We start from the raw sequence: 22,362 nt of genomic DNA on the forward strand, positions 1-22,362 counted from the left end.
TAATTGAAATCAAATCTAAATAGGACTTAATCAATGATTAAACTATTTTTTAATTGGATTTAGCTGTAACTTTAGTAGGCACTAATCGATTGAAATAATGTCTATAAAAATTCCTGAAAATTTAAAAGGATTATCTGATTCTGAAGTCAAAAAAGCTCAACAACAATACGGAGATAATGCAATAGAGGGTGAACGTAATTCTGCTTGGTACAGTTTATTGTTTGATATTTTAAAAGAACCAATGACACTAATTTTGATTGCGGTATCAATTATTTATGTGTTGGTTGGTGATTTGGGCGAAGCTGCATTTATGTTTGTGTCGATTGTTGCGGTGACAGGAATTTCTTTTTATCAAGATTCTCGTAATCAAAAAGCTCTGCAAGAGTTAGAAAAGTTAAACGAACCTTTGAGTTCTGTTATCCGTAATGGACAATTAGTTGAGATTCCAACACACGAAATTACAATTGGTGATTTGTGCGTGACGGAAGAAGGAAAAATGATCAATGCGGATGGAAATATTGTTCATAGCAATGATTTTTCGGTGAATGAATCTGCTTTAACAGGCGAAAGTATGTCGGTTTTTAAAGATACAGATCATCCAGAAATTTACAGTGGAACCCTAACGGTTTCTGGATTGGCTATTTTTGAAGTGACGGCCATTGGAGCAGAAACAAAATTAGGGAAAATAGGAACCTCAATTTTATCTATAAAAGAAGAGAAGTCGCCTTTGCAATTGCAGATAGAAAAATTTGTGAAAGGAATGGCAATCATTGGAATCATTGTTTTTGTAATGGTTTGCGGATTCAATTATTTTCAAACAAAAGACATTGTAAGCAGTTTATTAAACGGTTTGACTTTGGCAATGTCTATTTTACCCGAAGAAATTCCAGTTGCATTTACCACATTTATGGCATTGGGTTCATGGAAATTATTACGCGAAGGAATTATTGTAAAAAAGAGTAGCGTTGTCGAAACTTTAGGAAGTACAACTGTTATTTGTAGTGATAAAACAGGAACAATTACCGAAAATTCGATGAAATTGAAAGCGATTTATGATGCAAAAACGTCTTCTGTTTTTGATGAAAATCAATTCAAAAATGTCGAAATTTCTGAGATTATACAATATGCAATGTGGAGTAGTGAACCTGTTCCGTTTGATCCGATGGAAAAAACGTTGCACCGAGTTTACGAACAAACGCAGCTTGATGAACGTAATCAATATCAAATGTTTTTCGAATATCCTTTATCTGGGAAGCCTCCCATGATGACGCATTGTTTTAAAAATAATAAAAATCAACGAATAATTGCGGCAAAAGGTGCTCCAGAAGCTATTTTACAAGTTTCGAATCTTTCTGATCAACAAAAAGATCATTTACGAAACGTCATTCGCGATTTTGGAACAAAAGGTTTCCGACTTTTGGGTGTTGCAAAATCTACTTTTAATTCAAACGATTTTCCAAAACAACAACAAGATTTACCTTTTGAATTGTTAGGTTTTGTTGTCTTTTATGATCCGCCTAAAAAGGGAATAAATGAGGTTTTCGAGAAAATATATAATGCCGGAATAAAAGTAAAAGTAATTACAGGCGATAATGCCGAAACTACGATGAGTATTGCGAATCAGGCAGGAATTATTCATGCTGAAGATAGTATTACAGGAAGTGAAATTACACAACTTTCTGAAAAAGAATTATTAAAAGCAGCCGACGAAAAAGTCTTATTTGCACGAATGTTTCCCGAAGCAAAATTAGCCGTCGTGAAAGCTTTGAAAGAGGATGGAGAAGTAGTTGCAATGTTGGGCGACGGAGTAAACGATGGACCAGCATTGAAAGCCGCACACATTGGTGTTGCAATGGGCGAAAAAGGAACTGAAATAGCCAAACAAGCTGCGCAATTAATTTTAACAAATGATGATTTAGGAAAATTAGTTATCGGAATAGCTGCTGGAAGACGCATTTATACGAATCTTAAAAAAGCTGTTCAATACATTATCTCGATTCATATTCCAATTATATTAATTGTTTCATTGCCGTTGTTTTTAGGTTGGGCTTTTCCGCAAATTTTCACACCGGTTCATGTTATTTTCTTAGAATTGGTAATGGGACCAACCTGTTCTATTGTGTATGAAAATGAACCATTGGAAAAAGATTCGATGAAAAGAAAACCTCGTCCTATGACCGAAACTTTCTTGAATTGGAAAGAGCTTTCAACAAGTATTATTCAAGGAATTATAATTACATTAGGATTATTGTTTGTATATCAATATACTTATCAACTTGGAGGAAATGAAGAGAAAACACGTGCAATGGTTTTTACAACGTTAATTTTCTCGAATGTTTGGTTGAGTTTAACCAATCGCTCATTTTATTATAGTTTATGGTCAAGTTTTAAAAATAAAAATAATTTAATGGTTGGCGTTACAATTCTTACATTGCTTATACTTTTTACAATACTGTATATAAAGCCAATTTCTTTATTTTTTAAAGTTTCTTCGTTGAATCTAAAAGAATTAGGAATGGCGATGCTTGTAGCAATGTTATCTGTATTGTGGTTTGAAGTTTATAAATGGATTAAACGTAGGAGAAAAAATTGAGTAAAATGGTAATATTTAGGTTTATTGATTCGTTATAACGAATCAATAAACTCAACTGTTTTTGCCAAAGTCGGCGTCCTATTCTCTTTGTAAGGTGTATGTTTTGCATCAGGAACAAGATAACTTTCTTTTCTTCCTTTTACATTGTTGATAATTCCATTTACTTGCTCAATCGAACCATATTCATCATCAATTCCTTGAATAACCAAAGTTGGACATTCGATGTTTTGCAATTCTTTTCGAATATCAAAATCAATAAAATCTGGGCGTAACCAAGTTTCTGTCCACATCTCAAAAACTTTCTGCGTTTTATCGCCATGATATTTTGTCAAACGTTCTTTCAAATTAGTTTCTGCATATGCAATTTTTGCATCTCTGATTCCTTGTAAAGAAATTTCTTCTACAATAATGTGCGAACCAACTACAACAATTCCTTTTAAATTTTGATGATATTTCGAAGCATAAAGTAACGCAATCGATCCGCCATCGCTATGTCCAAATAAAATAATGTCTTTGAAGTTGAAATATTGAACCAAATCATTTAGAAAATCTGCTTCATCATGTATGTAAGTCAATTCGCGACGATCAATGGTAAAAGGCGACGATTTTCCATAACCTTTTCTATCGTAGATGAATAAATTACAATTTGTTTTTTCGGCAACTTCTTTTGGGAAATCTCTCCAAAGTTGGGTGCAACCTAAGGAATCGTGTAAAAAAATAAGTGTTGGATTTTCTGGATTTATTTCGTGGTGAACATAATGAATATTGGCGTTGTTGATTTCTAAACTATTTTCTATTTCCATTTTATGTAGTGATTTTTTCGAAAGCTAAAGATAACAAAAATGCCTCGATTTTATTTATTCGAGGCATTTATATCATGATGATTAAAAATTATTATTTAATAAAATCTGTAATAATTTCTAAGGTTTTTGCTTTTGCAGTTTCTAAATCGTCGTTCAATAAAATGATATCAAACTCTTTAGCTTTTTCCATTTCAATTCCTGCTTTATCAATACGTTGTTTCAATTTATCTTCGCTTTCTGTGTTGCGAGAAATTAAACGTTCTTTCAATATTTCCAAAGATGGAGGATTTACAAATACTGTTAAACATTGATCTCCGTACAATTTTTTGATATTCAATGCACCAATAACATCAATATCAAAAATTACAGAATTTCCTTCAGATGTAATGCGATCAACTTCCGATTTTAAAGTTCCGTAAAAATTATCGCGGTAAACTTCTTCGTGCTCTACGAATTCGTCGTTTGCAATTTTTGCCTTAAATTCTTCTGGTGTTAAGAAATAATAGTCTTCTCCGTGAGTTTCACCTTCGCGTTTATCTCTAGTTGTACAAGAAATAGAAAATTTGATATTCTCCAATTGTTCTAAAGCGTAACGAACCAAAGTTGTTTTTCCTGCGCCTGATGGAGCCGAAAAGACGATTAATTTTCCTTTTTTCATTATAAAATGTTTAACGATTGTTCTTTAATTTTTTCTAATTCATCTTTCATCTGAACAACAATTTTTTGCATTTCAGAATGATTTGATTTAGAACCTAATGTATTGATTTCACGACCAATTTCTTGCGAAATAAATCCTAGTTTTTTTCCATTTGATTCAGTTCCAGCTAATTCTTTTAAGAAATATTCGCAATGGTTTTTTAGACGAACTTTTTCTTCTGTGATATCAAATTTCTCCAAATAGAAAATTAATTCTTGTTCGAAACGATTTTGATCAACATCAACTTTTAATTCTTCTAAACGTTTATTGAAACGTTCTTTTATAGTTTCAATTCGTTCTTTTTCAAAAGGGACAACTTGTGTTAAAAGCTCAAGAATGTTATTCAAGTTTAAAGTCAAATATTTCTCTAAAACTTTTCCTTCATCTAATCTAAATTGATTTAATGCGTCGATCGCATCAATAATTGTTGCGCGAATTTGATTCCATTCGTCTTCACTCAAATCGTCTTGCGTGTACGAAATAACGTCTGGAAGGCGCATTACTACAGGCAATAATTCACCATCAGTCACATTTGGTGTGATTGATTTAAATTCTGCCATATAACTTTTGATTAATTCAGCATTTATATTTTGATTTCTTGCAGCAGGATTTAACTCTACTAACATCGAAAAATCAACTTTTCCACGTTGAACTTTTTCTGAAATAAGGTTTCTGATTTCTAATTCTTTTTCACGATAAAAAGAAGGAATTCTCGTGTTTAAATCTAGTGTTTTACTGTTTAAAGAACGGATTTCTATCGTTACTTTTTTCTCAGGTAATTCCAATACGGATTTACCGTAACCTGTCATAGATGCTATCATAATTGTAAAATTATGCGAACAAAATTACAATAAATTAACGTAATGCGAACTGAATTATCATCTTTAATCATTTTAAAGTTTAACATTTTGCTAAAATTTTGATGAACTTAAAACATTTATCTTTAACAAAAAACAAACTAAAAATAACTATGACAAATCAAGAATTGTACAAAGGAATTGCAGAGGATGGATTGAGTTTACCTTCTACAATGGGAATTTTTCCTTCGTCGAAAGATTTTGTATTTTCAAGAGAATCAATTGAAAAAAGTCTAAAATCAACCGATTATTTTCAATTAATCAATTTTGATCTTATCGAGATTGATAAAGACGAAAATGGAGCTGTAAAGCAAGAATATCAACTTGTAGTGTCTTATTTGGAGGAAGAATTTGATGTGAATTTGTATGTTGTGGATGCGAGAAGTAACGATTATTCTGAATTTGGTTTTGGAAATATGATTTCGGACGAAGAAATGGAAATTGCAACGCAACAAGATTTTTATTTGGAATCTGTGATGTATTTTGGAAATGATGCATTGGATAGTTTTCATTTGCAATTAAAAATTATGCAAGCAATTGTTGAAAACCCGTCTATTGTTGTCGATTTTATGCCTTATCGTTTGCTTTCTGGTAAATGGGCTAAAGTGACAGCAGAGTCAGAAATTCCGCCTGCGCCTTCGTATTTATATGTGATTCATGGCGTTTATGATGAGGATGAAAATGGCGATCGCGTGTATTGGATGCATACGCATGGTTTGCATCGTTGCGGTTCTGTGGAGTTGGAGATGTTGAACATCAAAGATGGAGTAGAGCAGATGAATTCGGCTTTGGATATGATTGTAAATGCGTTTATCAAACCAGATTTTCGTTCGCCAGAAAATGAAGAATTTAATATTGGTTATGATGGTTTGGATATTACATTTTGTTGGAAACGTTGGGAAGATGTGGTGAAAGATTATCCTGCTAAAATTCCTGGAGGTTACAATGAACGTCAGCCAGAAAACGAAAATTATGAACCTTGTGGCGTTTTGTTAGCGGTGCAAGAAGGACATACATTGACACCAGAAGTTTATGCGGCGACAATTGCAGATAATCCGATTTTCTTTATCAGCGATCAGGAAACGGAACGAATGTCAGCCTTGGCTTATCAACGTTTTGAATTGTATAAAAAAGCATTTAACACATATTTTAATCCAGAAGCAGATGAAGAAAATTATTATCGATTTTTAATTAAATTAGGATTTGATGTCGATCATGAAATGAATAAGGAACACATTTGGTTTGATGTGTACGGAATCAATGAGAACAACGAAATTTTTGGCGTTTGTTTGAATCGTCCTTATGCTGTAGAAGGTTTGAATGAAGGAGATGAAGGTCTTTATCCGCAAGAAATGATTACCGATTGGTTAATTTACACGCCGACAAACACCATCACTCCTGATAATATTTACACTATTGATTAATCAACGCGCCATTTTTCCAAACATGAGTTGGTTGTAATTGCCCTTGATAATAGATAATATTACGATAATCGAAGGTAGAGAAGCTGATAAAATCGGCTTTTTTACCTTTTTCTATTGTTCCACGATCAACTAAATTTAAAGCCTTTGCAGCACGAAAAGTAATTGCAGCTAAAACTTCTGCCATTGATAATTTTTCAAAAGTAGCTAAAACAGAAGCTTGTGTCAGAAGATTTCCCATTGGAGCTGAGCCAGGATTCCAATCCGAAGCAATCGAAACGCAACAACCAGCATCTAACAATTTTCGAGCAGGTGCATATTGCATTCCCAAACCGATAGAAGCGCCAGGTAAAACAGTTGCAACAACATTAGAATTCGCAAGGTTTTTCACTTCTTCTTCTCCTGAAAATTCTAAATGATCTGCACTCAAAGCATCGAATTTTGTAGCTAAATAACTTCCTCCAGCTGTAAATTGATCAGCGTGAATCGTAATATCAAAACCTTGATTTTTTGCTTCGTTTAAGAAATAATCGCCTTCCTCAACAGAGAAAGCAGATTGTTCCACAAAAATATCGATACGATTTGCTAAATCATCAGATTTTAATTTAGGAAAAACTTCTTTCACCAAAAGTTCTAAATATTCTTTGTTCGAACCTTCAAAATCTTTAGGTTTCATATGCGCACCTAAAAAAGTAGGAATCAAATCGATTTCACTTTCTTGATTCGCCATATTTATCGCTTCTAACATTTTAATTTCACCTTCAACAGAGAGAGCATAACCCGATTTTACTTCAGCAGTTGTGATTCCTTGTTTAGCTAATTGCGCAATATGTTTTAGCGTAATATCTTTCAGTTCGTCAACCGTTTTTTTACGTGTTTCTGTTACTGTAGACCAAATTCCACCACCACTTTTGGCAATTTCTAAATATGTTTTTCCATCCAAACGCATTGCGAAATCTTTGGCGCGATTTCCTCCAAAACAAACATGTGTGTGTGAATCTACAAATCCTGGAAGAAGAATTTGTTCTGTTTCAATTCGTTCAATTTGGATGTTTGGATGTTGTTGAGAAAGCGTTTCGAAATTTCCTATTTCTACAATTGTTTCATCATCAATAATAATTCCCCCATCTTCGAGAACTTCGACTTGGTTTTCGTGAATAGCACCTTTTAAAGGTAAATTGGCAAGTGTTATAATTTGTTTGAAAGGACCGATTAATTTCATTTTTGTTGTTTTAATAACACAAGTTTACGAAATTTAAGGGAGAATTTGTAGATAAGCTGAACTTGTTATCAAATAAGATATGATTCTAAAATGAGTTTGGAATGACTTAATATTTATAGAATGTCACTCGATAATATAGCGTAGCCATAATTATCTGCCCAACCAGATTTTAGAGGAAGTAATTGTCTTGTATGCGCTTCTCGTATCATTCCAACTTTTTCAAGAACTTTGTAAGAACCAATATTTTCAATTGCGCATCCAGCTTCAATTCTATGAAGATTTAAAGTATTAAAACCAAAAGAAATAATTTCTTTTAAAGCTTCTGTAGCAAAGCCTTTATTCCAAAAATCTGGATGAAGTTTAAACCAAACTTCTGCATTCTTGTATTTAGCCCGACCTAAATTTAAAGAAATTAATCCAGCAAATTGATTGTCATTTTCGATAACAAAAGTATAAGCTTGTGGTTGTTCTCCTTGATTAGATTTTATTAAATCTTTTACATGAAGAATTGTAACCTCTATATTTTCTGGAATTCCTAAAGTGTTATATTGATCAACTTCTTCGATAGAATGTAATTGATGAATTGTTTCAGTATCATCAATTGTGACTGGTCTTAAAGTTAATCGTTCAGTTTTAAGAATTACATTCATAAAAATTACTTTTTCTTCAAATAAGTAGGGTCGTTAGGGTATTTGATAACTTTGACTAATGTAATAATTGTAAAAATAACGAAGATTAATATCACGATTGCGCTAAGAATGATGCGGTTATTTTGTTCGTTGTTGAACCCAAGGTAAAACTCGAAAGCTGCCCAAACAATCATTAAAATTTGTGGTAATAGTGCGCCGAAAATATTTTTTGTCATTTTATTCTTCTATTGAGCTTTAAAAATAAGAAAAATAAAAAACCTGCTTATTAAAAGCAGGTTGAAAATATTATTGAGTGACTAATTTTGTTTCATTAAGAATTGGTTCTCTTTTCAGAATATTTGTTGCTACTTCTACAGTTTCTTCTTTTTCTTCGAAAATTGGTGCTTCTTGCATAAATGCAGTTGCTGGAGCTTCTTCTATTTTTGGTGGAGTGTTATCAAATTTGTAATTAAATCCGATTCCAAGTGTTTGTTTTATCTGTGTTTTTTTGATTTGATCTTCATCATATAGTAAATTCAAACTTACTTGTGCCGAAACAAACTTATTCACTTTCATATCCAAAATTCCTTGATAAGCAATGTCCATATTTCCGAAATTTTTCAGGTAATCTGCATAGATTCCAACACGGTTGTCATAAGAAATTCCTTCCATAATTTGTAGTTTGTATCGCGCACCTAAATATGCACCGAATTCAAATAAAGTTGTATCGCCATCATTCTTTAATCCAAAGTTTCCTTTTTTCTGTAAATCTTTGTCTAAGACAAAAGTCATTCTTGGTGTAAATGGGTGAATATTAACTTGAAAATTTTCGCTTGGTTTGTAATCAACACCTAATCCTAAACTTAAATAACCTGGAGCCATCAAGCCTGAGATCTTCGTTTTTGGATCTGTTGAATAATCAAAACCATCTGTAAATTGTGTACGGAAATTCATAGAAGCAGCTAAATACCAATGATTTCCGATGCTGTATCCGTAAGAAGAAGTAAGGTCTATCACATCATTTGTTTTGCGAGAACTTTCGCCTTTATTGGTTTGAACTCCGTATCCTAAAACAACACGATTATCCCAGATATGCTTTTCTTTTGTCAAGTTAAATTCGTAATCTAAACTTCCGTTCAGCGCAAACGAATTAACACCACCTGCAACCCAATTACTGAATGCACTTTGAGAAAATAAAAGTGAATTATTTCCCGAAACGAACCATCCAGGTTGACGACCATCAAATTTTTGATCTTTTAAATACCGCTTGCTATCAGTAGCTACTTTACCATCTTTTACTGTTTGTGCAAAAGTTGTAGCACTTCCTAAAATTGCTAATACAAATAAAACTTTTTTCATGTAGATTTGGTTGATTTATATAAATTTATTCCAAAAATATGGATTCTGATTTAATATACGTTGATTTTTCGTCAATTGTATTTTTATCAAAAACTTGATCATAGTTTTGCTTCTCCAGTTTTATTCTAGGTAATTTGACTGGAGAAATGCCAGATGTATCGAAATATGGGAGAATTTCCTTCTTTCGACGTTTCTTCTTATCTTTTTTCTTAGTACTGTCTATTTTATAAGTTAAGCCAATCCCAAGAGCTTGTTTAAACTGTGTTTGCGCAACTTGATCTTCATCGTAAATCAAATTGATGGTTAATTGGGTAGACATAAAATTATTAATTTTCATGTCTAATAATCCAGCATATACAATATCGAGGTTATAAAATTTGTTCGAATAATTAGAGAAAATTCCAATATTATTATCGTAAGTGACATTATCAAAAAGTTTTACCTTATAACGTCCACCTAAATATGCACCAACTTCGAAAAGAAACGTGTCGCCATCATTTCGCAAACCATAGGTTCCTTTCTTTTGCAAATCTTTGTCTGCAACAATTGTTGTTCTTGATGTTAAAGGTTGAAAACTGACAGAAAAATTAGAATTTGGCGTATAATTCGCACCGACCCCAATTGTTACATATGCAGGCGCAAATAAATTTGATAGTTTTGTTTTTGGAGTTGTTCCGTAATTGTAACCCGCAGAAAACTGTGAACGAATATTAAGTGATGAGGTTAGGTACCATTTTTCTTTAATCAAATATCCATAAGAAGTTGTGATATTTAGATTGTCAGCAGTTTTACGTGTTCCATTGGTTTTATTATCTAAAAAACCATATTCAAAAATAAAACGATTGTCCCAAAAGTGTTTCTTTTTTCGGAAATTGAATTCGTAATCAGTTTTTGCATTCAGTGAAACCGAATTTTCACCTCCTGCCATCCAATTGGAAAAGGTATTCTGATTAACGGTTAAGGTATTTGCACCATAAATTTCCCAACCCGATTTTCGTCCTGTAGTATCCACTTTAGATTTCAGATATTTTCGACCATCAATAATTAGATTTCCACTGGTATCTAAAAATTGAGCCGAACTAAAAAGTGATAGGACTAAAAAAATAATTGAGAAAATTAGTCTCATTTTAAAAAAATATCTTTGTTTAAAATTGAAAAATTCCAAACAAAGATATCTAATTTATTTTGTAAGGCTAAAAACCTTTCTTAATTATTTTGCCAACCTTTTAACCATTTTACCAATGTATCCACCCATTCTTGACGATCATTCAAACATGGAATGTATGTAAATTGTTCTCCACCAGCTTTTAAGAATTCTTCTTGTCCTTCCATCGAAATTTCTTCCAAAGTCTCCAAACAATCTGCAACAAAGGCAGGTGAACAAACAACTAAATTTTTTACACCTTGCTCAGGAAACTCTTCCAATACATAATCTGTATATGGTTTTATCCAAGGATCACGTCCCAAACGAGATTGGAAAGATGTTGTGTATTTATCTTCTGGTAATTGCAGATATTCAGTTAATAACCTTGTTGTTTCAAAACATTGATTACGATAAGTTTCAATTGGTAATTTACTAATCTTCGCAGCTCGAAGTGCTTTATTATCATGACGCTCTGGAATTCCATGATAAGTGAATAATATTTTATCGTATTCTTCAGGTAAATTTTCTTTGATGGAATCTCCTAAAACTTTGATATAATCTGGATGATTGTAAAAAGCTTTCAAGAAATTAACCTTAGTGTCTTTGTAGCTTTTTTTCTGAATTTCAAGTACTTTATCCGCAACAGTTTCTGTAGAAGACATCGTGTATTGAGGATATAAGGGAACAACCAAAATGTCGCGAACTCCTTTGTCATAAAGCTCTTGTAAACCAGCTTCTATCGAAGGATTTTTGTAACGCATTGCCAAAACAACTGGAATATCCATTTGTTTTTGTACCATATCTCTCAAAATTTTAGAGTAAACAATCAAAGGGGAACCTTCTTTTGTCCAAATTTTTCGGTAAGCTTCAGCAGATTTTTCTGGTCTTTTTGGTAAAATAAATAATTCAACAATAGTTTTACGAATAATCCAAGGAGAATCCAAAACTTTCTTATCCATTAAAAATTCGCGTAAATAAGTTCTTACGTCTTCAACATTGGTAGAATCGGGCGAACCTAAATTCACTAATAATATTCCTTTGCTCATAATTCTTTTTATCTAAAAAAATATTGCGTTCTTTGTAGGTGTAAAAGTACGGAGGATAATTTAATTTGTCCTTTGTAATATCATCATTATAATTTATATCATCATTTTATGTCAGATTTATTAAATCCTGATAAAGAATTTTATCCAGACGACGATCTAAATCACGAAAATACTGTTCGTCCGCAAAGTTTTGATGATTTTGCTGGACAAGCGCATATTCTCGAGAATTTAGAAGTTTTCGTAAAAGCGTCTAAACTTCGTGGCGAAGCGTTGGATCACGTTTTGTTGCATGGACCTCCAGGTTTGGGAAAAACGACATTGGCAAATATTATTGCGAATGAATTAGGTGTTGGAATCAAAATTACCTCTGGACCAGTTCTCGATAAACCAAGTGATTTAGCTGGTTTGTTAACGAATTTAGAAGAAAATGATGTGCTTTTTATTGATGAAATCCATCGTATGTCTCCTGTTATCGAAGAATATTTGTATTCGGCAATGGAAGATTTTAAGATTGATATTATGATCGAGTCTGGACCAAATGCGCGTTCAGTTCAAATTGGTCTGAATCCTTTTACATTAATTGGCGCAACAACACGTTCTGGTTTATTAACTGCACCGCTTCGTGCTCGTTTTGGAATTAATTTCCGTTTCGAATATTATAATGTCGAATTATTAAGTACGATTGTTGAGCGATCTTCTCGTATTTTAGATACACCAATTGACGAAAGAGCAGCGATAGAAATTGCAGGTCGTAGTCGTGGAACTCCTCGTATTGCAAATGCATTATTGAGAAGAACACGAGATTTTGCTCAAATAAAAGGAAATGGAAAAATTGATTTATCAATTGCCGAGTTTTCTCTAAAAGCTTTAAAAGTTGATGATAATGGTTTAGATGAAATGGATAACAGAATTTTATCAACGATTATCGAAAAATTTAAAGGTGGACCAGTCGGAATTACAACTTTAGCAACAGCAGTTGGAGAAAATGGCGGAACGTTGGAAGAAGTTTACGAACCATATTTGATTCAAGAAGGTTATTTGATGCGTACTGCGCGTGGACGTGTTGCAACAGAAAAAGCTTTCAAACATATTGGCGTAAAATACCGTGGCGAGAATTCTCCTCAAACCGATTTGTTTGATTTGTAACAAATGCTCCTTCAAACAGAAGAACATATCAAAATAAAATGGTCCCATCGCATCAAAGAAAAAGCTGAAGCGTTGGGATTTATTTCTTGCGGTATAGCCAAAGCTGATTTTTTAGAAGAAGAAGCACCTCGTTTAGAAGCTTGGTTAAAGAATAATTATCACGGCGAAATGCAGTATATGGAAAATCATTTCGATATACGATTGGATCCTCGAATTTTGGTCGAAGGAGCAAAATCTGTGATTTCGTTGGCGTATAATTATTACCAAAATTTAGATCGAAATCCTAATTCGTACAAAGTTGCAATGTATGCGCAAGGCGAAGATTATCATTTTGTCGTGAAGGAAAAAGTGCGCGAATTATTAGATTTTATTCAAGAAGAAATAGGGGAAGTGAGTGGACGAGCTTTTACAGATTCTGCTCCAATTTTGGAACACGCTTGGGCGAAAAAAGCTGGAATTGGTTGGGTCGGAAAAAATTCGTTGACATTATCTAAACAAAAAGGGTCGTTTTTCTTTTTGTCCGAATTGATTATTGATTTGGATTTAGCCTATGATTCTCCAATCGAAACGGATCATTGTGGAAATTGCACGCGTTGCATTGATGCTTGTCCAACTGAGGCAATTTTACCCAATAAAACAGTGAATGGAAGTCAATGTATTTCGTATTTTACAATTGAATTGAAAGATCAAATTCCGACCGAAATGAAAGGGAAATTTGATGATTGGATTTTTGGTTGTGATGTTTGTCAAGAAGTTTGTCCATGGAATCGTTTTTCGTTGCCAACGAAAGAAACTCGTTTTGTTGGTCATGAGAAAATTAATCAATTCTCGAAAAAAGATTGGGAAGAAATTACGGAAGATGTTTTTCGTGAAATTTTTAAAAAATCGCCTGTCAAACGTACAAAATTTGATGGCTTGAAAAGAAATATCGATTTTGTAAAATCACTATAATTCGTGAAAATTTTTGGTTTAGATTTTGTTAGCTTTACTTCAAGAAAATCGAATCAAAAAATGAAAAAAAGTTTATTCATTCTTACTACTTTTTTAAGCTATTTTGTGCAAGCTCAATTTGGGATTGTCCAAGATAAAGATGGTTTTGCAAATGTGAGAGATGAAAAAAGTACTTCATCTAAAATTGTTGCTAAAGTCAATTCAAATTCTATCTATCCAATTGATTCTGATGAAGAAAATTCGAAATGGTATTTGGTCGAATATCAACTTGAAAAAGCAGGTTATGTTTACCATGATCGAATCAAAAAATTAGAAGATTTTGAAACGATTTCACCAACTTCGGCAAATGATTCTAAAATAGAATTTTCGGTTGCTGATTATATTATTCAGCTCGAAACGCAAACATTTAATTCGAAAAAGCATAAAATTTTCAAGGAAGGTGATTTTGTTTATGCGATTGATGAAAAAGATTTTCTTGGTTCGGACGGAATGATTCCTCAAACAGAATTTAAATCGTTTAAAATATCCTTCAAAGGAAAAGATATTATCATTCCAAAAGAATATTTTACCAATTTATATAACGCGAATTTATCCGCTACGAAACTTACTTACAATAAAGAGTTAAATCAATATTATTTGTTCGGTACATATAGCGATGGAGCTGGTGTTTATGACGCACTTTGGGTGTTGGATAATGGAAAAATTGTAAAACATATTGCTCAAATTAATGCTTATGCTTAGTCGAATTTTATCAATTTTAGGATGCTTTTTGTTGTTTACTTCGATAATATTTGCTCAAAAAGTAACGACTTCCAAATTTGGAGATATTTCTTACGAAATGACACAAAAACAAGTTGCAGCTTTAACGCCAAACAAATTAGCTCTTTATGATGTAAATAATCCTGAAATGCCTGAACAGGACATTGAGTTGAATGGAATTAAATATCATATTTCGTACTATAAAAATTTGAAAACAAATCAATTTGAAGTATATACAGTTTCGTCTGTTAGCGCTCAACTTTCGACTTTATCAGGAATAAAAATTGGAAGTTCGTTGGATGATTTATGGAAAGCGTACAAAAAATATGATATTTCGGTGCAAGATATTTTTGAAGATGACGAGACAAAATCTGTCAGAGCTTTTGCAATAAATGATCTTGATAATGGATGTACATTAGATTTTTATTTGAAAAATAATAAAGTCGTAAAAATGGTTTTGTCAAATGAATCGGGTTTTTTAAATAACAATATTTATGAAAACTAAAATAGCTTTAGTAGGATTTTTCTTACTATCAATAGTAGGATTTGGTCAGATTTCTACAACACGAATGAATGAGTTGAAAATTGGAATGCGTCCGTCCGAAGTATTAAAATTGTTAGGTAAAAAACCTGCTGCAATTGTTGATGAAGGAGAAACGAATATCACGTTAAAAGGAATTGATTACACGATCGAAATAAGAAGTGGTTATTTGAGTAAAACAGAAAATGACACCTATTTAAGTTCTATTTCGACAACAAGTAAAAACATCAAAACCTTATCTGGAATTGGTATTGGCAGTACGTTGGACGATTTATGGAAAGCTTATTCGTCGAAATACAATGTGTTGTTGGATAAATCGAATAATAATTACAGAGAATTTAGAATTGATGATAAAGAAAATGGTGTAATATTGACTTTTTCTTTGAAAAATGAAATTGTAGCAACAATAGGATTGAGTTCTTATAATCCAGAAGAATGTACACTTTAAAATAATGATTAAAACCTAAATACATAAAAATGAAAAAAATATTTTTTATAGCTGCTTTTGTAGCTGGAATAGCTTTGCAAGCGCAAATTTCTACAACTCGTATTAATGACGTAAAACTTGGAATGAAATTGTCTGAATTAGAGAAATTAACTGGGCAAAAATTCAAGTTGAAATTAAACGAATATGGTTATCCAGAAGATGATTTGACAATTGTTTCGAAAGGCGTAACCTATAAAGTTGGCTTAACATCGAACGGAGAAGGAAACGGCTCTAATAACTTAACTGTTTATAGCGTAAAATCGACAGATTCTAGCCTTAAAACATTGTCTGGAATTAAAGTTGGTTCTTCATTAGATGAACTATTATCGAAATACAAAAACTTAAATATTTCGATTTATGATGGTTATGATGATAAAACGGATAAAAGAACAAAGGCTTTTCGTTATTTTAATGTAGAAGATCAAGATACAGGTTCAATATTACAATTTAAATTGGTAAATGATAAAGTAGCTTCTTTTGATGTGATGTATAACGAAGGTTGTTAAAATGAATAAACAAAAAATTCCAACTCTTAGAGTTGGAATTTTTTGTTTAAAATTATTTCTTAATCACTTTTTTTGTGATGATGTTTCCATCTCTTAGATGAATAGATAAAATATACATTCCAGCTGGATAATTCTTCAAATTAACTTCCGAACCCAATTCAATTCCAAGTAAACGACCATTAAAATCATACAGATTTACATAATCAAAATTCTTCGCATTAATTTTTACCTTATCTGTTGTTGGATTTGGAAAAACTTCTACAAGCGTTTGTTGATAATTGTAATCGTTCGCAGATAATTCAGCCCATGTATTTTCAGCTTTATCTCCGCCCCAAATTAACGTTGCTAAATACGGATTATCAATAAATGGATTTCGACTTCCTTGCGTTTCGGCAATAATTTCGTTTCGCACTTTCTCGAATTCAGATACTTTATCCTGTACATTCCATTTCAAAAACATATCAGGCATTCTATCTTCTTTGTTTGTCGTGGTATTGTTATACGCAACCAATTGAGGATCGGTTTCCAACCCATAATGTACATACATATACATAATAATTCGCGCCACATCTCCCGTCCATTCATCACCAGGATAAAAACCTCCATTGATCAATTTAGCTTGTCCTGTCACATCTTGTGCCCATTTTTCACGATAAGCATTGTTACTTCTTGTCGAATTTATTTGTCTATCAACTGCGCGTAAATTATGTGCATCTGTACCTGTTCCTGGACTATTAGTCGTCAAAACAGGATTTGCTAATGATTTTGGAAAAACATGTTCGCGTTCCCATTTTCCATTTGCATTTCCGCCAGTATTGTTTTTATTGTTTACATCACGTGTACGCTGTTCAGCATAGATTGTAGAATTATCTGTGAAACCATAAATCAATAAAACGCGACCTTTCGAATCTAAATCTAAGTCAGATTTATCTAAAATATTCCAAACTCCAGGCGTATAGCTAACTGCATGATGCGTAGCATTGATTAAATCGTGTAATTCTTCCTTTATAGTTTTTCCATTTTGTTTAAAATCAATCCCTTCATAATAGTCGGGTTGTTGCGCAAAAGCGGCAAAAGGAAATAAAAGAAGTAAAAATTTTTGCATAACTATTTATAAATATTTAACAAAAGTAAGTATTTATAAGTAGTTAATAAATGATATTAAGATTAACAATTATTAAAGTTTTTACTGAAATTGTTTAATGTATTGTTTAGGTGTCAAGCCATATTTCTTCTTAAATGCTGATATAAAATGAGATGGATTTTCGTAACCAATTTCAAACGAGATATCTTTTACCATTTGTTGATTTTCTTCTAATTTATGCAACGCATATTCCAGTTTTTTATCCAATAAATAACCATAAACAGTTGTTCCATAAAGTTCTTTGAAACCTTCTTTCAGATGATATTCCGAGATCGAAAATTTTTCGCAAAGTTGTTTGATGGTTGGAGGATTTTTAAAATCAGCTAATAAATAATCTTTGATTTCTTTGATTCGTTTTCCTTCATTTTCATCATTCAAGAAAGGACAATGCTCAGTTTGATTTTCGATTTCAGAAAAATAAAGCGTGAACAATTCGTACATTTTTCCAATCAAAAATAAATTTTGAAATTGTGGAGAAAGTTTCATTTGTTCAATCTGATTCAAAACTAATTTTATCGCTGGCCCAATTTCGCGTTCAATATAAAATTTCTCTTGCGTCATGCTCGAAATCAAATTATTCTGAATTTGATATTCTGCAAACAATTGATGTAATTTCTGAATAGACAAAACCACAATATAAACCTTACTTTCTGCATTTATATTTAACGATAATGGAATGTCTAATGTTGGATAATAAAACAAAAAACTTTTTCCTTCGTTCAAATTGATTTTATAAATACCATTATTAAAATTAAATGTCAACGAACCTTTTGTACAAAAATAGAATTGTATATAACGCTTGTCAATTCCTTTTAGAATCGTGTCTGTAGAAGCTGTAAAGTTGTCTATTTGAGCGATAAATACGTCTGTTGACAATTTATACTCGTTAATTTTACTTTTATGGGTATTTTTTAAATCCATTTCGAATGATGAGGTTTGTCATATAAAAAACGTGATAATTGTCAACTTCGCTCTTTATAATGGTTTACATACAAATATAAACCTTTAATTTATAATTATTCTAAAAAAGCAAACTTTAATTTTTAGCGTTATTTTTTCTTTTTAAAGTTATTTTTCGAAGACTTTTGAAACTACTTTTGTATCAGTATTTGAAGAAATGGCAATTAGAGGTAATAAAACGGAAGAAAATTTTTACGTAATCGGAATCAGTTATGAAAAAGCTGACGCCATTACACGAGGTAAATTTACTTTTTTCCCGGAACAAGTTGAAACGTTTACGCAAGATTCTAAAACGAATGGTTTAGAAAACTTTTTTATTGTATCAACTTGTAATCGTACTGAATTTTATGGTTTTGCAGAAAACGAAGATCAAATCGTTGAGCAATATTGTAAATACACAGAAGGTAATGCAGATGAATTCCGTCAATTTATGATGGTAAAAGAAGGAGAAGAAGCGATTACACATTTATTCCGAGTTTCTTCGGGATTAGAAAGTCAGATTTTAGGTGATTTTGATATCATCGGACAAATCAAAATTTGGTTTTCTCGTTTCAAAAAACAAGGCGCATCAAATGCTTTTTTAGAGCGTTTGGTAAATACTGCAATCCAAATTAGTAAAAAAGTAAAGAACGAAACTTTCTTAAGTAACGGTTCTGCTTCGGTTGCATATTCGGCAGTTAATTTTATTCAAGCAACGCAAGGAAACTTGGTCGACAAAAATATTTTGTTGTATGGAATTGGTAAAATTGGTCGTAATACGTGTGCTAATTTGGTCAAACATTATCCAAATACAAACATTACGTTAATCAATCGTACAAAAGAAAAGGCAGAAATTCTTGGACTGAAATACGATATTACCGTAAAAGATCACAGCGAATTAAAAGAAGAATTACAAAAAACAGATATTCTAATTGTTGCAACGGGAGCAAGTAATTACACGATTACAGAAGAAATGATTCCGTTCGATAAGGAAATGACGATTATTGATATGTCAGTTCCAGAAAATGTAATTCATACATTGGCTGCTCGCGAATCTATTCAATTGGTAAATGTAGATGGATTGTCTAAAATGGTAGACGATACAATTGCGCAACGTCGCAATGCAATTCCAGAAGCTTTGGCAATTATAGAGGAGCATTCTACAGAGTTTTACGAATGGTTAGAAACCAGAGAATTGGTTCCAGCTATTCAATCTTTCAAAGATAGATTAGACTTTTTTCAGAGTTTTGCTTTAAATAATTTGAAAAAAGATAATGTAAACATTGACGAAAATGAAACGATTTTAACTGAAAAAGTAATTCAGAAAATTACAAATCAGTTTGCTTCTTATTTGATCGAAAATAAAGAAAATGCAGACGAAACAATTCAGTTAATCGAAAAAATGTTTCATTTAAAACAAGCTTAATACAATCATGAAAACAATAAAAATTGGTACACGTCAAAGTCCGTTAGCGCTTTGGCAAGCCAATAAAGTTGCTTCTATTCTTGAGGCAAAAGGTCATCCAACAGAAATCGTTCCGATTACTTCTGAAGGCGATGCAAATCTAAAACAACCCATTTATTCATTAGGTTTAACAGGTGTTTTTACGCGTTCATTGGACATTGCTTTGTTGAATGATCAAGTAGATATTGCGGTTCATTCGTTGAAAGATGTGCCAACTGTTTTACCAGAAAAATTAGAGTTGATTGCATATCCAGAACGCGCAAGTTCTGCGGATATTTTGGTGTACAAATCGGAAGATATTTTCGAGAAAAAACATCGTGTTATCGCTACTGGATCTTTGCGTCGTAAAGCATTTTGGAATCATAAATATCCAAATGATACGATTGTAGATTTACGTGGAAATGTGCAATTACGTCTGAAAAAGTTGCAAGATAATGCAGATTGGGACGGAGCTGTTTTTGCTTTTGCAGGTTTGGATCGTTCAGAAATTTTAGATGAATTGGCAGAAAAAGGTCTTCATTATAAAGTGATTGATTGGATGATTGCTGCACCATCACAAGGAATTTTAGGAATTGTAGCCAAAGAAGGTTTGGATTTGAGTGATATTAATAATCCTCAATGTGAACTTTTTGCAACAGTAGAACGTCAATTCTTGAATGTTTTAGAAGGTGGTTGTACAGCGCCAATTGGAGCATTAGTTGAGAAAATTGATGAAGAAAATTACTCGTTCAAAGGAGCAATTTTATCAATTGATGGACAAGAGATGATTTCAATCGAAAGACAATTCAAAGCAGATGAATATTTGACGAAAGGTCGCGAATTTGCTGAAGAATGTATTGCGCAAGGTGCAGCAAAAATGATTGAAGAAATTAAAAAAGAAATCGGAACGAAATAGTGCGAACGAAGGTTTTATTCACGAAGTTAATTTCTTCTGAATTGCTTGAAAAAGAATTTGGAACTGATGTTGAGGTGGTTTGTAAACCAACTTTACAAATCGATTTGACTTCGAAAAATGAAATTTATGCACAGATTGATGAATCCGTTCATCAGTTTATCGTGACGAGTCAAAATACTGTAAATGCCATTCAAGATTTGGAATTGAATGGTCATTTTTTTGTTGTTGGAAAAAAAACGGCAGAAAAACTAAAAGCGCAAAACAGAGATGTTGTGTTGGTTGAAGATTATGCAGAAGATTTAGCTTCGAAATTAATTTCAGGAAATTATTCTCCGAAATGGAATTTCTTATGTGGTTCTTCCCGTCGAGATTTGTTGGTGAATGAATTATCAAAAGCAAATCACGAAGTCAATCAAATTATAACATATCAATCAGGGCAAATTGTTTATCAATTAAATGAAACATTTGATGTGTATGCTTTTTTTAGTCCGTTGTCATTCAAAGCGTTTCATCAACAAAATGAAATTTCAGAAAGTTCGCGTATTTTTACAATCGGAAATACAACAACTTCTGCGATAGAAGAAGTTTATCCAAATCATGAAATTATAACTGCGCAAACACCATTGGTGGAAGTAGTTATTGAAAATATAAAAAAATACATCAATGATAAAAAATGATTTGCTTTTAAAAGCATTGAGAGGTGAGGAGGTAGAGCGTCCGCCAGTGTGGATGATGCGTCAAGCAGGACGTTATTTACCAGAGTTTATCGAATTGAGAGATAAATATGATTTCTTTACACGTTGTCAAACGCCAGAGTTAGCGGCTGAAATTACAGTTCAACCAATTCGTCGTTTTCCGTTAGATGCAGCAATTATCTTTTCAGATATTTTGGTTGTGCCACAAGCAATGGGAATGAATTTCGAGATGAAACCTGGTGTTGGTCCTTGGTTAGAGAATCCTATTCGTACAGCTCAAGATGTAGAAAAAGTTTATATTCCTGATGTTGAAGAAGAGTTAGGATACGTTTATGCAGCGATGGATATTACAAAGAAAGAGTTGGACAATAAAATTCCGTTGATTGGTTTTGCAGGTTCGCCTTGGACATTGTTGTGTTATGCAGTGGAAGGTCGTGGTTCTAAATCTTTTGATCAAGCGAAAGGTTTTTGTTTCCAAAATCCAGTTGCAGCACACCAATTATTAGAAAAAATTACACAAACAACGATTCAATATTTGTTGAAAAAAGTGGAACATGGTGCAAATGTGATTCAGATTTTTGATTCTTGGGGTGGAATGTTATCGCCAAAAGATTATGATGAATTTTCTTGGAATTACATTGAGCAAATTGTAAACGAAGTTTCTAAAGCAGTTCCTGTAACCGTTTTTGCAAAAGGTTGTTGGTTTGCTTTAGAGAAAATGGCCGATTCTAAAGCTTCTGCTTTGGGAGTTGATTGGACAATTACGCCACAATTAGCACGCGAGTTTACTGGTTTCAAAAAGACGCTACAAGGTAACTTTGATCCTTCTCGTTTGTTATCTCCTCCAGAAACTATTCAACAAATGGTAAAAGAAATGATTGACGATTTTGGTTCTTATAAATATATTGCCAATTTAGGCCACGGAATTTTACCGAATATTCCAGTAGAAAATGCACAAGCGTTTATAGAAGCAGTTGTGAATTATAAAAGAGATTAAGAAACTCACTATAACAAAAAAAACTTCCGTAATGGAAGTTTTTTGGTAGTATCTTACTAACTGTGT

23 protein-coding genes are annotated in these 22,362 nt (G+C 32.4%); 12 read left to right on the plus strand and 11 right to left on the minus strand.

The annotated features are described in order from the left end of the window. The first annotated feature begins 97 nt into the window (after positions 1-97). Positions 98-2,593, plus strand: coding sequence for a cation-translocating P-type ATPase (locus B3J26_RS09950; RefSeq protein ID WP_291074359.1), 2,496 nt, complete (start codon positions 98-100; stop codon positions 2,591-2,593). 32 nt (positions 2,594-2,625) lie between these two features. Here the strand turns inward: B3J26_RS09950 and B3J26_RS09955 are convergent, their stop codons facing one another. The 3 genes from B3J26_RS09955 to B3J26_RS09965 all read right to left on the minus strand — a co-directional run bounded on the left by B3J26_RS09955 (position 2,626) and on the right by B3J26_RS09965 (position 4,914). Then, positions 2,626-3,396 carry an alpha/beta fold hydrolase gene (locus B3J26_RS09955; protein WP_291074361.1) on the minus strand — a complete coding sequence of 257 codons (771 nt, stop codon included), beginning with the start codon at positions 3,394-3,396 and terminating at the stop codon, positions 2,626-2,628. Between the two features lie 91 nt (positions 3,397-3,487). After that, complete coding sequence (gene gmk, locus B3J26_RS09960) at positions 3,488-4,054, minus strand: guanylate kinase (RefSeq protein WP_221854349.1); 567 nt, start codon at positions 4,052-4,054, stop codon at positions 3,488-3,490. Next, positions 4,054-4,914 (minus strand): YicC/YloC family endoribonuclease, encoded by an 861-nt coding sequence (locus tag B3J26_RS09965; RefSeq protein WP_236688172.1) that lies wholly within the window; start codon positions 4,912-4,914, stop codon positions 4,054-4,056. The genes gmk and B3J26_RS09965 overlap by 1 nt, the downstream gene beginning before the upstream one ends. A gap of 149 nt (positions 4,915-5,063) precedes the next feature. On the opposite strand from B3J26_RS09965, the gene B3J26_RS09970 reads away from it, so the two are divergent. After that, on the plus strand, positions 5,064-6,374 hold the full coding sequence (locus B3J26_RS09970) for a DUF4026 domain-containing protein (RefSeq protein WP_219033615.1): 1,311 nt from the start codon (positions 5,064-5,066) through the stop codon (positions 6,372-6,374). Here B3J26_RS09970 and hutI read toward each other — a convergent pair. The 6 genes from hutI to hemH form a co-directional block, all read right to left on the minus strand. After that, positions 6,364-7,593, minus strand: coding sequence for an imidazolonepropionase (hutI, locus tag B3J26_RS09975; protein ID WP_291074363.1), 1,230 nt, complete (start codon positions 7,591-7,593; stop codon positions 6,364-6,366). The two genes, B3J26_RS09970 and hutI, sit on opposite strands and share 11 nt — an antisense overlap. 113 nt (positions 7,594-7,706) lie before the next feature. After that, entirely contained in the window at positions 7,707-8,243 is a 537-nt protein-coding gene (locus B3J26_RS09980; RefSeq protein ID WP_125348758.1) for a GNAT family N-acetyltransferase, read from the minus strand. Positions 8,244-8,248: 5 nt separating this feature from the next. Beyond that, complete coding sequence (locus B3J26_RS09985) at positions 8,249-8,458, minus strand: hypothetical protein (RefSeq protein ID WP_125348759.1); 210 nt, start codon at positions 8,456-8,458, stop codon at positions 8,249-8,251. A 70-nt stretch (positions 8,459-8,528) separates the two neighbouring features. Continuing rightward, positions 8,529-9,581, minus strand: a complete 1,053-nt coding sequence (locus B3J26_RS09990; protein WP_291074365.1) for a DUF3078 domain-containing protein — start codon at positions 9,579-9,581, stop codon at positions 8,529-8,531. A 25-nt stretch (positions 9,582-9,606) separates the two neighbouring features. Beyond that, on the minus strand, positions 9,607-10,707 hold the full coding sequence (locus B3J26_RS09995) for a DUF3078 domain-containing protein (RefSeq protein ID WP_286484774.1): 1,101 nt from the start codon (positions 10,705-10,707) through the stop codon (positions 9,607-9,609). Positions 10,708-10,787: 80 nt separating this feature from the next. Next, positions 10,788-11,771 (minus strand): ferrochelatase, encoded by a 984-nt coding sequence (hemH, locus tag B3J26_RS10000; protein ID WP_291074368.1) that lies wholly within the window; start codon positions 11,769-11,771, stop codon positions 10,788-10,790. Positions 11,772-11,879: 108 nt separating this feature from the next. Here hemH and ruvB point away from each other — a divergent pair, with 108 nt between their 5' ends. From ruvB to B3J26_RS10030, 6 genes are read left to right on the plus strand one after another with little or no spacing between them, the layout of a single operon-like run. After that, positions 11,880-12,917 (plus strand): Holliday junction branch migration DNA helicase RuvB, encoded by a 1,038-nt coding sequence (gene ruvB / locus B3J26_RS10005; RefSeq protein ID WP_038332085.1) that lies wholly within the window; start codon positions 11,880-11,882, stop codon positions 12,915-12,917. A gap of 3 nt (positions 12,918-12,920) precedes the next feature. Further along, a complete protein-coding gene (gene queG / locus B3J26_RS10010) occupies positions 12,921-13,868 on the plus strand; it encodes a tRNA epoxyqueuosine(34) reductase QueG (protein WP_291074370.1) in 948 nt (315 codons plus the stop codon). Between the two features lie 60 nt (positions 13,869-13,928). Then, positions 13,929-14,609, plus strand: coding sequence for an SH3 domain-containing protein (locus B3J26_RS10015; RefSeq protein ID WP_291074372.1), 681 nt, complete (start codon positions 13,929-13,931; stop codon positions 14,607-14,609). Further along, the gene (locus B3J26_RS10020) at positions 14,602-15,132 is read left to right on the plus strand and encodes a hypothetical protein (RefSeq protein ID WP_291074374.1); all 531 of its coding nucleotides are present in this window, start codon (positions 14,602-14,604) and stop codon (positions 15,130-15,132) included. The genes B3J26_RS10015 and B3J26_RS10020 overlap by 8 nt, the downstream gene beginning before the upstream one ends. Further along, positions 15,122-15,616 (plus strand): hypothetical protein, encoded by a 495-nt coding sequence (locus B3J26_RS10025; RefSeq protein ID WP_291074376.1) that lies wholly within the window; start codon positions 15,122-15,124, stop codon positions 15,614-15,616. The genes B3J26_RS10020 and B3J26_RS10025 overlap by 11 nt, the downstream gene beginning before the upstream one ends. Positions 15,617-15,645: 29 nt before the next feature. Next, positions 15,646-16,161 carry a hypothetical protein gene (locus B3J26_RS10030; protein WP_291074378.1) on the plus strand — a complete coding sequence of 172 codons (516 nt, stop codon included), beginning with the start codon at positions 15,646-15,648 and terminating at the stop codon, positions 16,159-16,161. Between the two features lie 52 nt (positions 16,162-16,213). Here the strand turns inward: B3J26_RS10030 and B3J26_RS10035 are convergent, their stop codons facing one another. Both B3J26_RS10035 and B3J26_RS10040 read right to left on the minus strand, forming a co-directional pair. Then, positions 16,214-17,266, minus strand: coding sequence for an endonuclease (locus B3J26_RS10035; RefSeq protein ID WP_291074380.1), 1,053 nt, complete (start codon positions 17,264-17,266; stop codon positions 16,214-16,216). A gap of 81 nt (positions 17,267-17,347) precedes the next feature. Continuing rightward, entirely contained in the window at positions 17,348-18,226 is an 879-nt protein-coding gene (locus tag B3J26_RS10040; protein WP_286478751.1) for a helix-turn-helix domain-containing protein, read from the minus strand. Between the two features lie 196 nt (positions 18,227-18,422). On the opposite strand from B3J26_RS10040, the gene hemA reads away from it, so the two are divergent. The 4 genes from hemA to hemE are packed head-to-tail and all read left to right on the plus strand — an operon-like array spanning position 18,423 to position 22,296. Next, positions 18,423-19,670 carry a glutamyl-tRNA reductase gene (hemA, locus tag B3J26_RS10045; RefSeq protein WP_219033603.1) on the plus strand — a complete coding sequence of 416 codons (1,248 nt, stop codon included), beginning with the start codon at positions 18,423-18,425 and terminating at the stop codon, positions 19,668-19,670. A 7-nt stretch (positions 19,671-19,677) separates the two neighbouring features. Then, entirely contained in the window at positions 19,678-20,604 is a 927-nt protein-coding gene (gene hemC, locus B3J26_RS10050) for a hydroxymethylbilane synthase (RefSeq protein ID WP_280051036.1), read from the plus strand. Next, positions 20,604-21,281, plus strand: a complete 678-nt coding sequence (locus B3J26_RS10055; RefSeq protein WP_181816324.1) for a uroporphyrinogen-III synthase — start codon at positions 20,604-20,606, stop codon at positions 21,279-21,281. The genes hemC and B3J26_RS10055 overlap by 1 nt, the downstream gene beginning before the upstream one ends. Beyond that, entirely contained in the window at positions 21,268-22,296 is a 1,029-nt protein-coding gene (gene hemE, locus B3J26_RS10060) for a uroporphyrinogen decarboxylase (RefSeq protein WP_291074382.1), read from the plus strand. The genes B3J26_RS10055 and hemE overlap by 14 nt, the downstream gene beginning before the upstream one ends. Positions 22,297-22,362 lie beyond the last annotated feature (66 nt).

The organism is Empedobacter sp. UBA5987 (genome assembly GCF_002429865.1).
Taxonomy (GTDB): Bacteria; Bacteroidota; Bacteroidia; order Flavobacteriales; family Weeksellaceae; genus Empedobacter; species Empedobacter falsenii_B.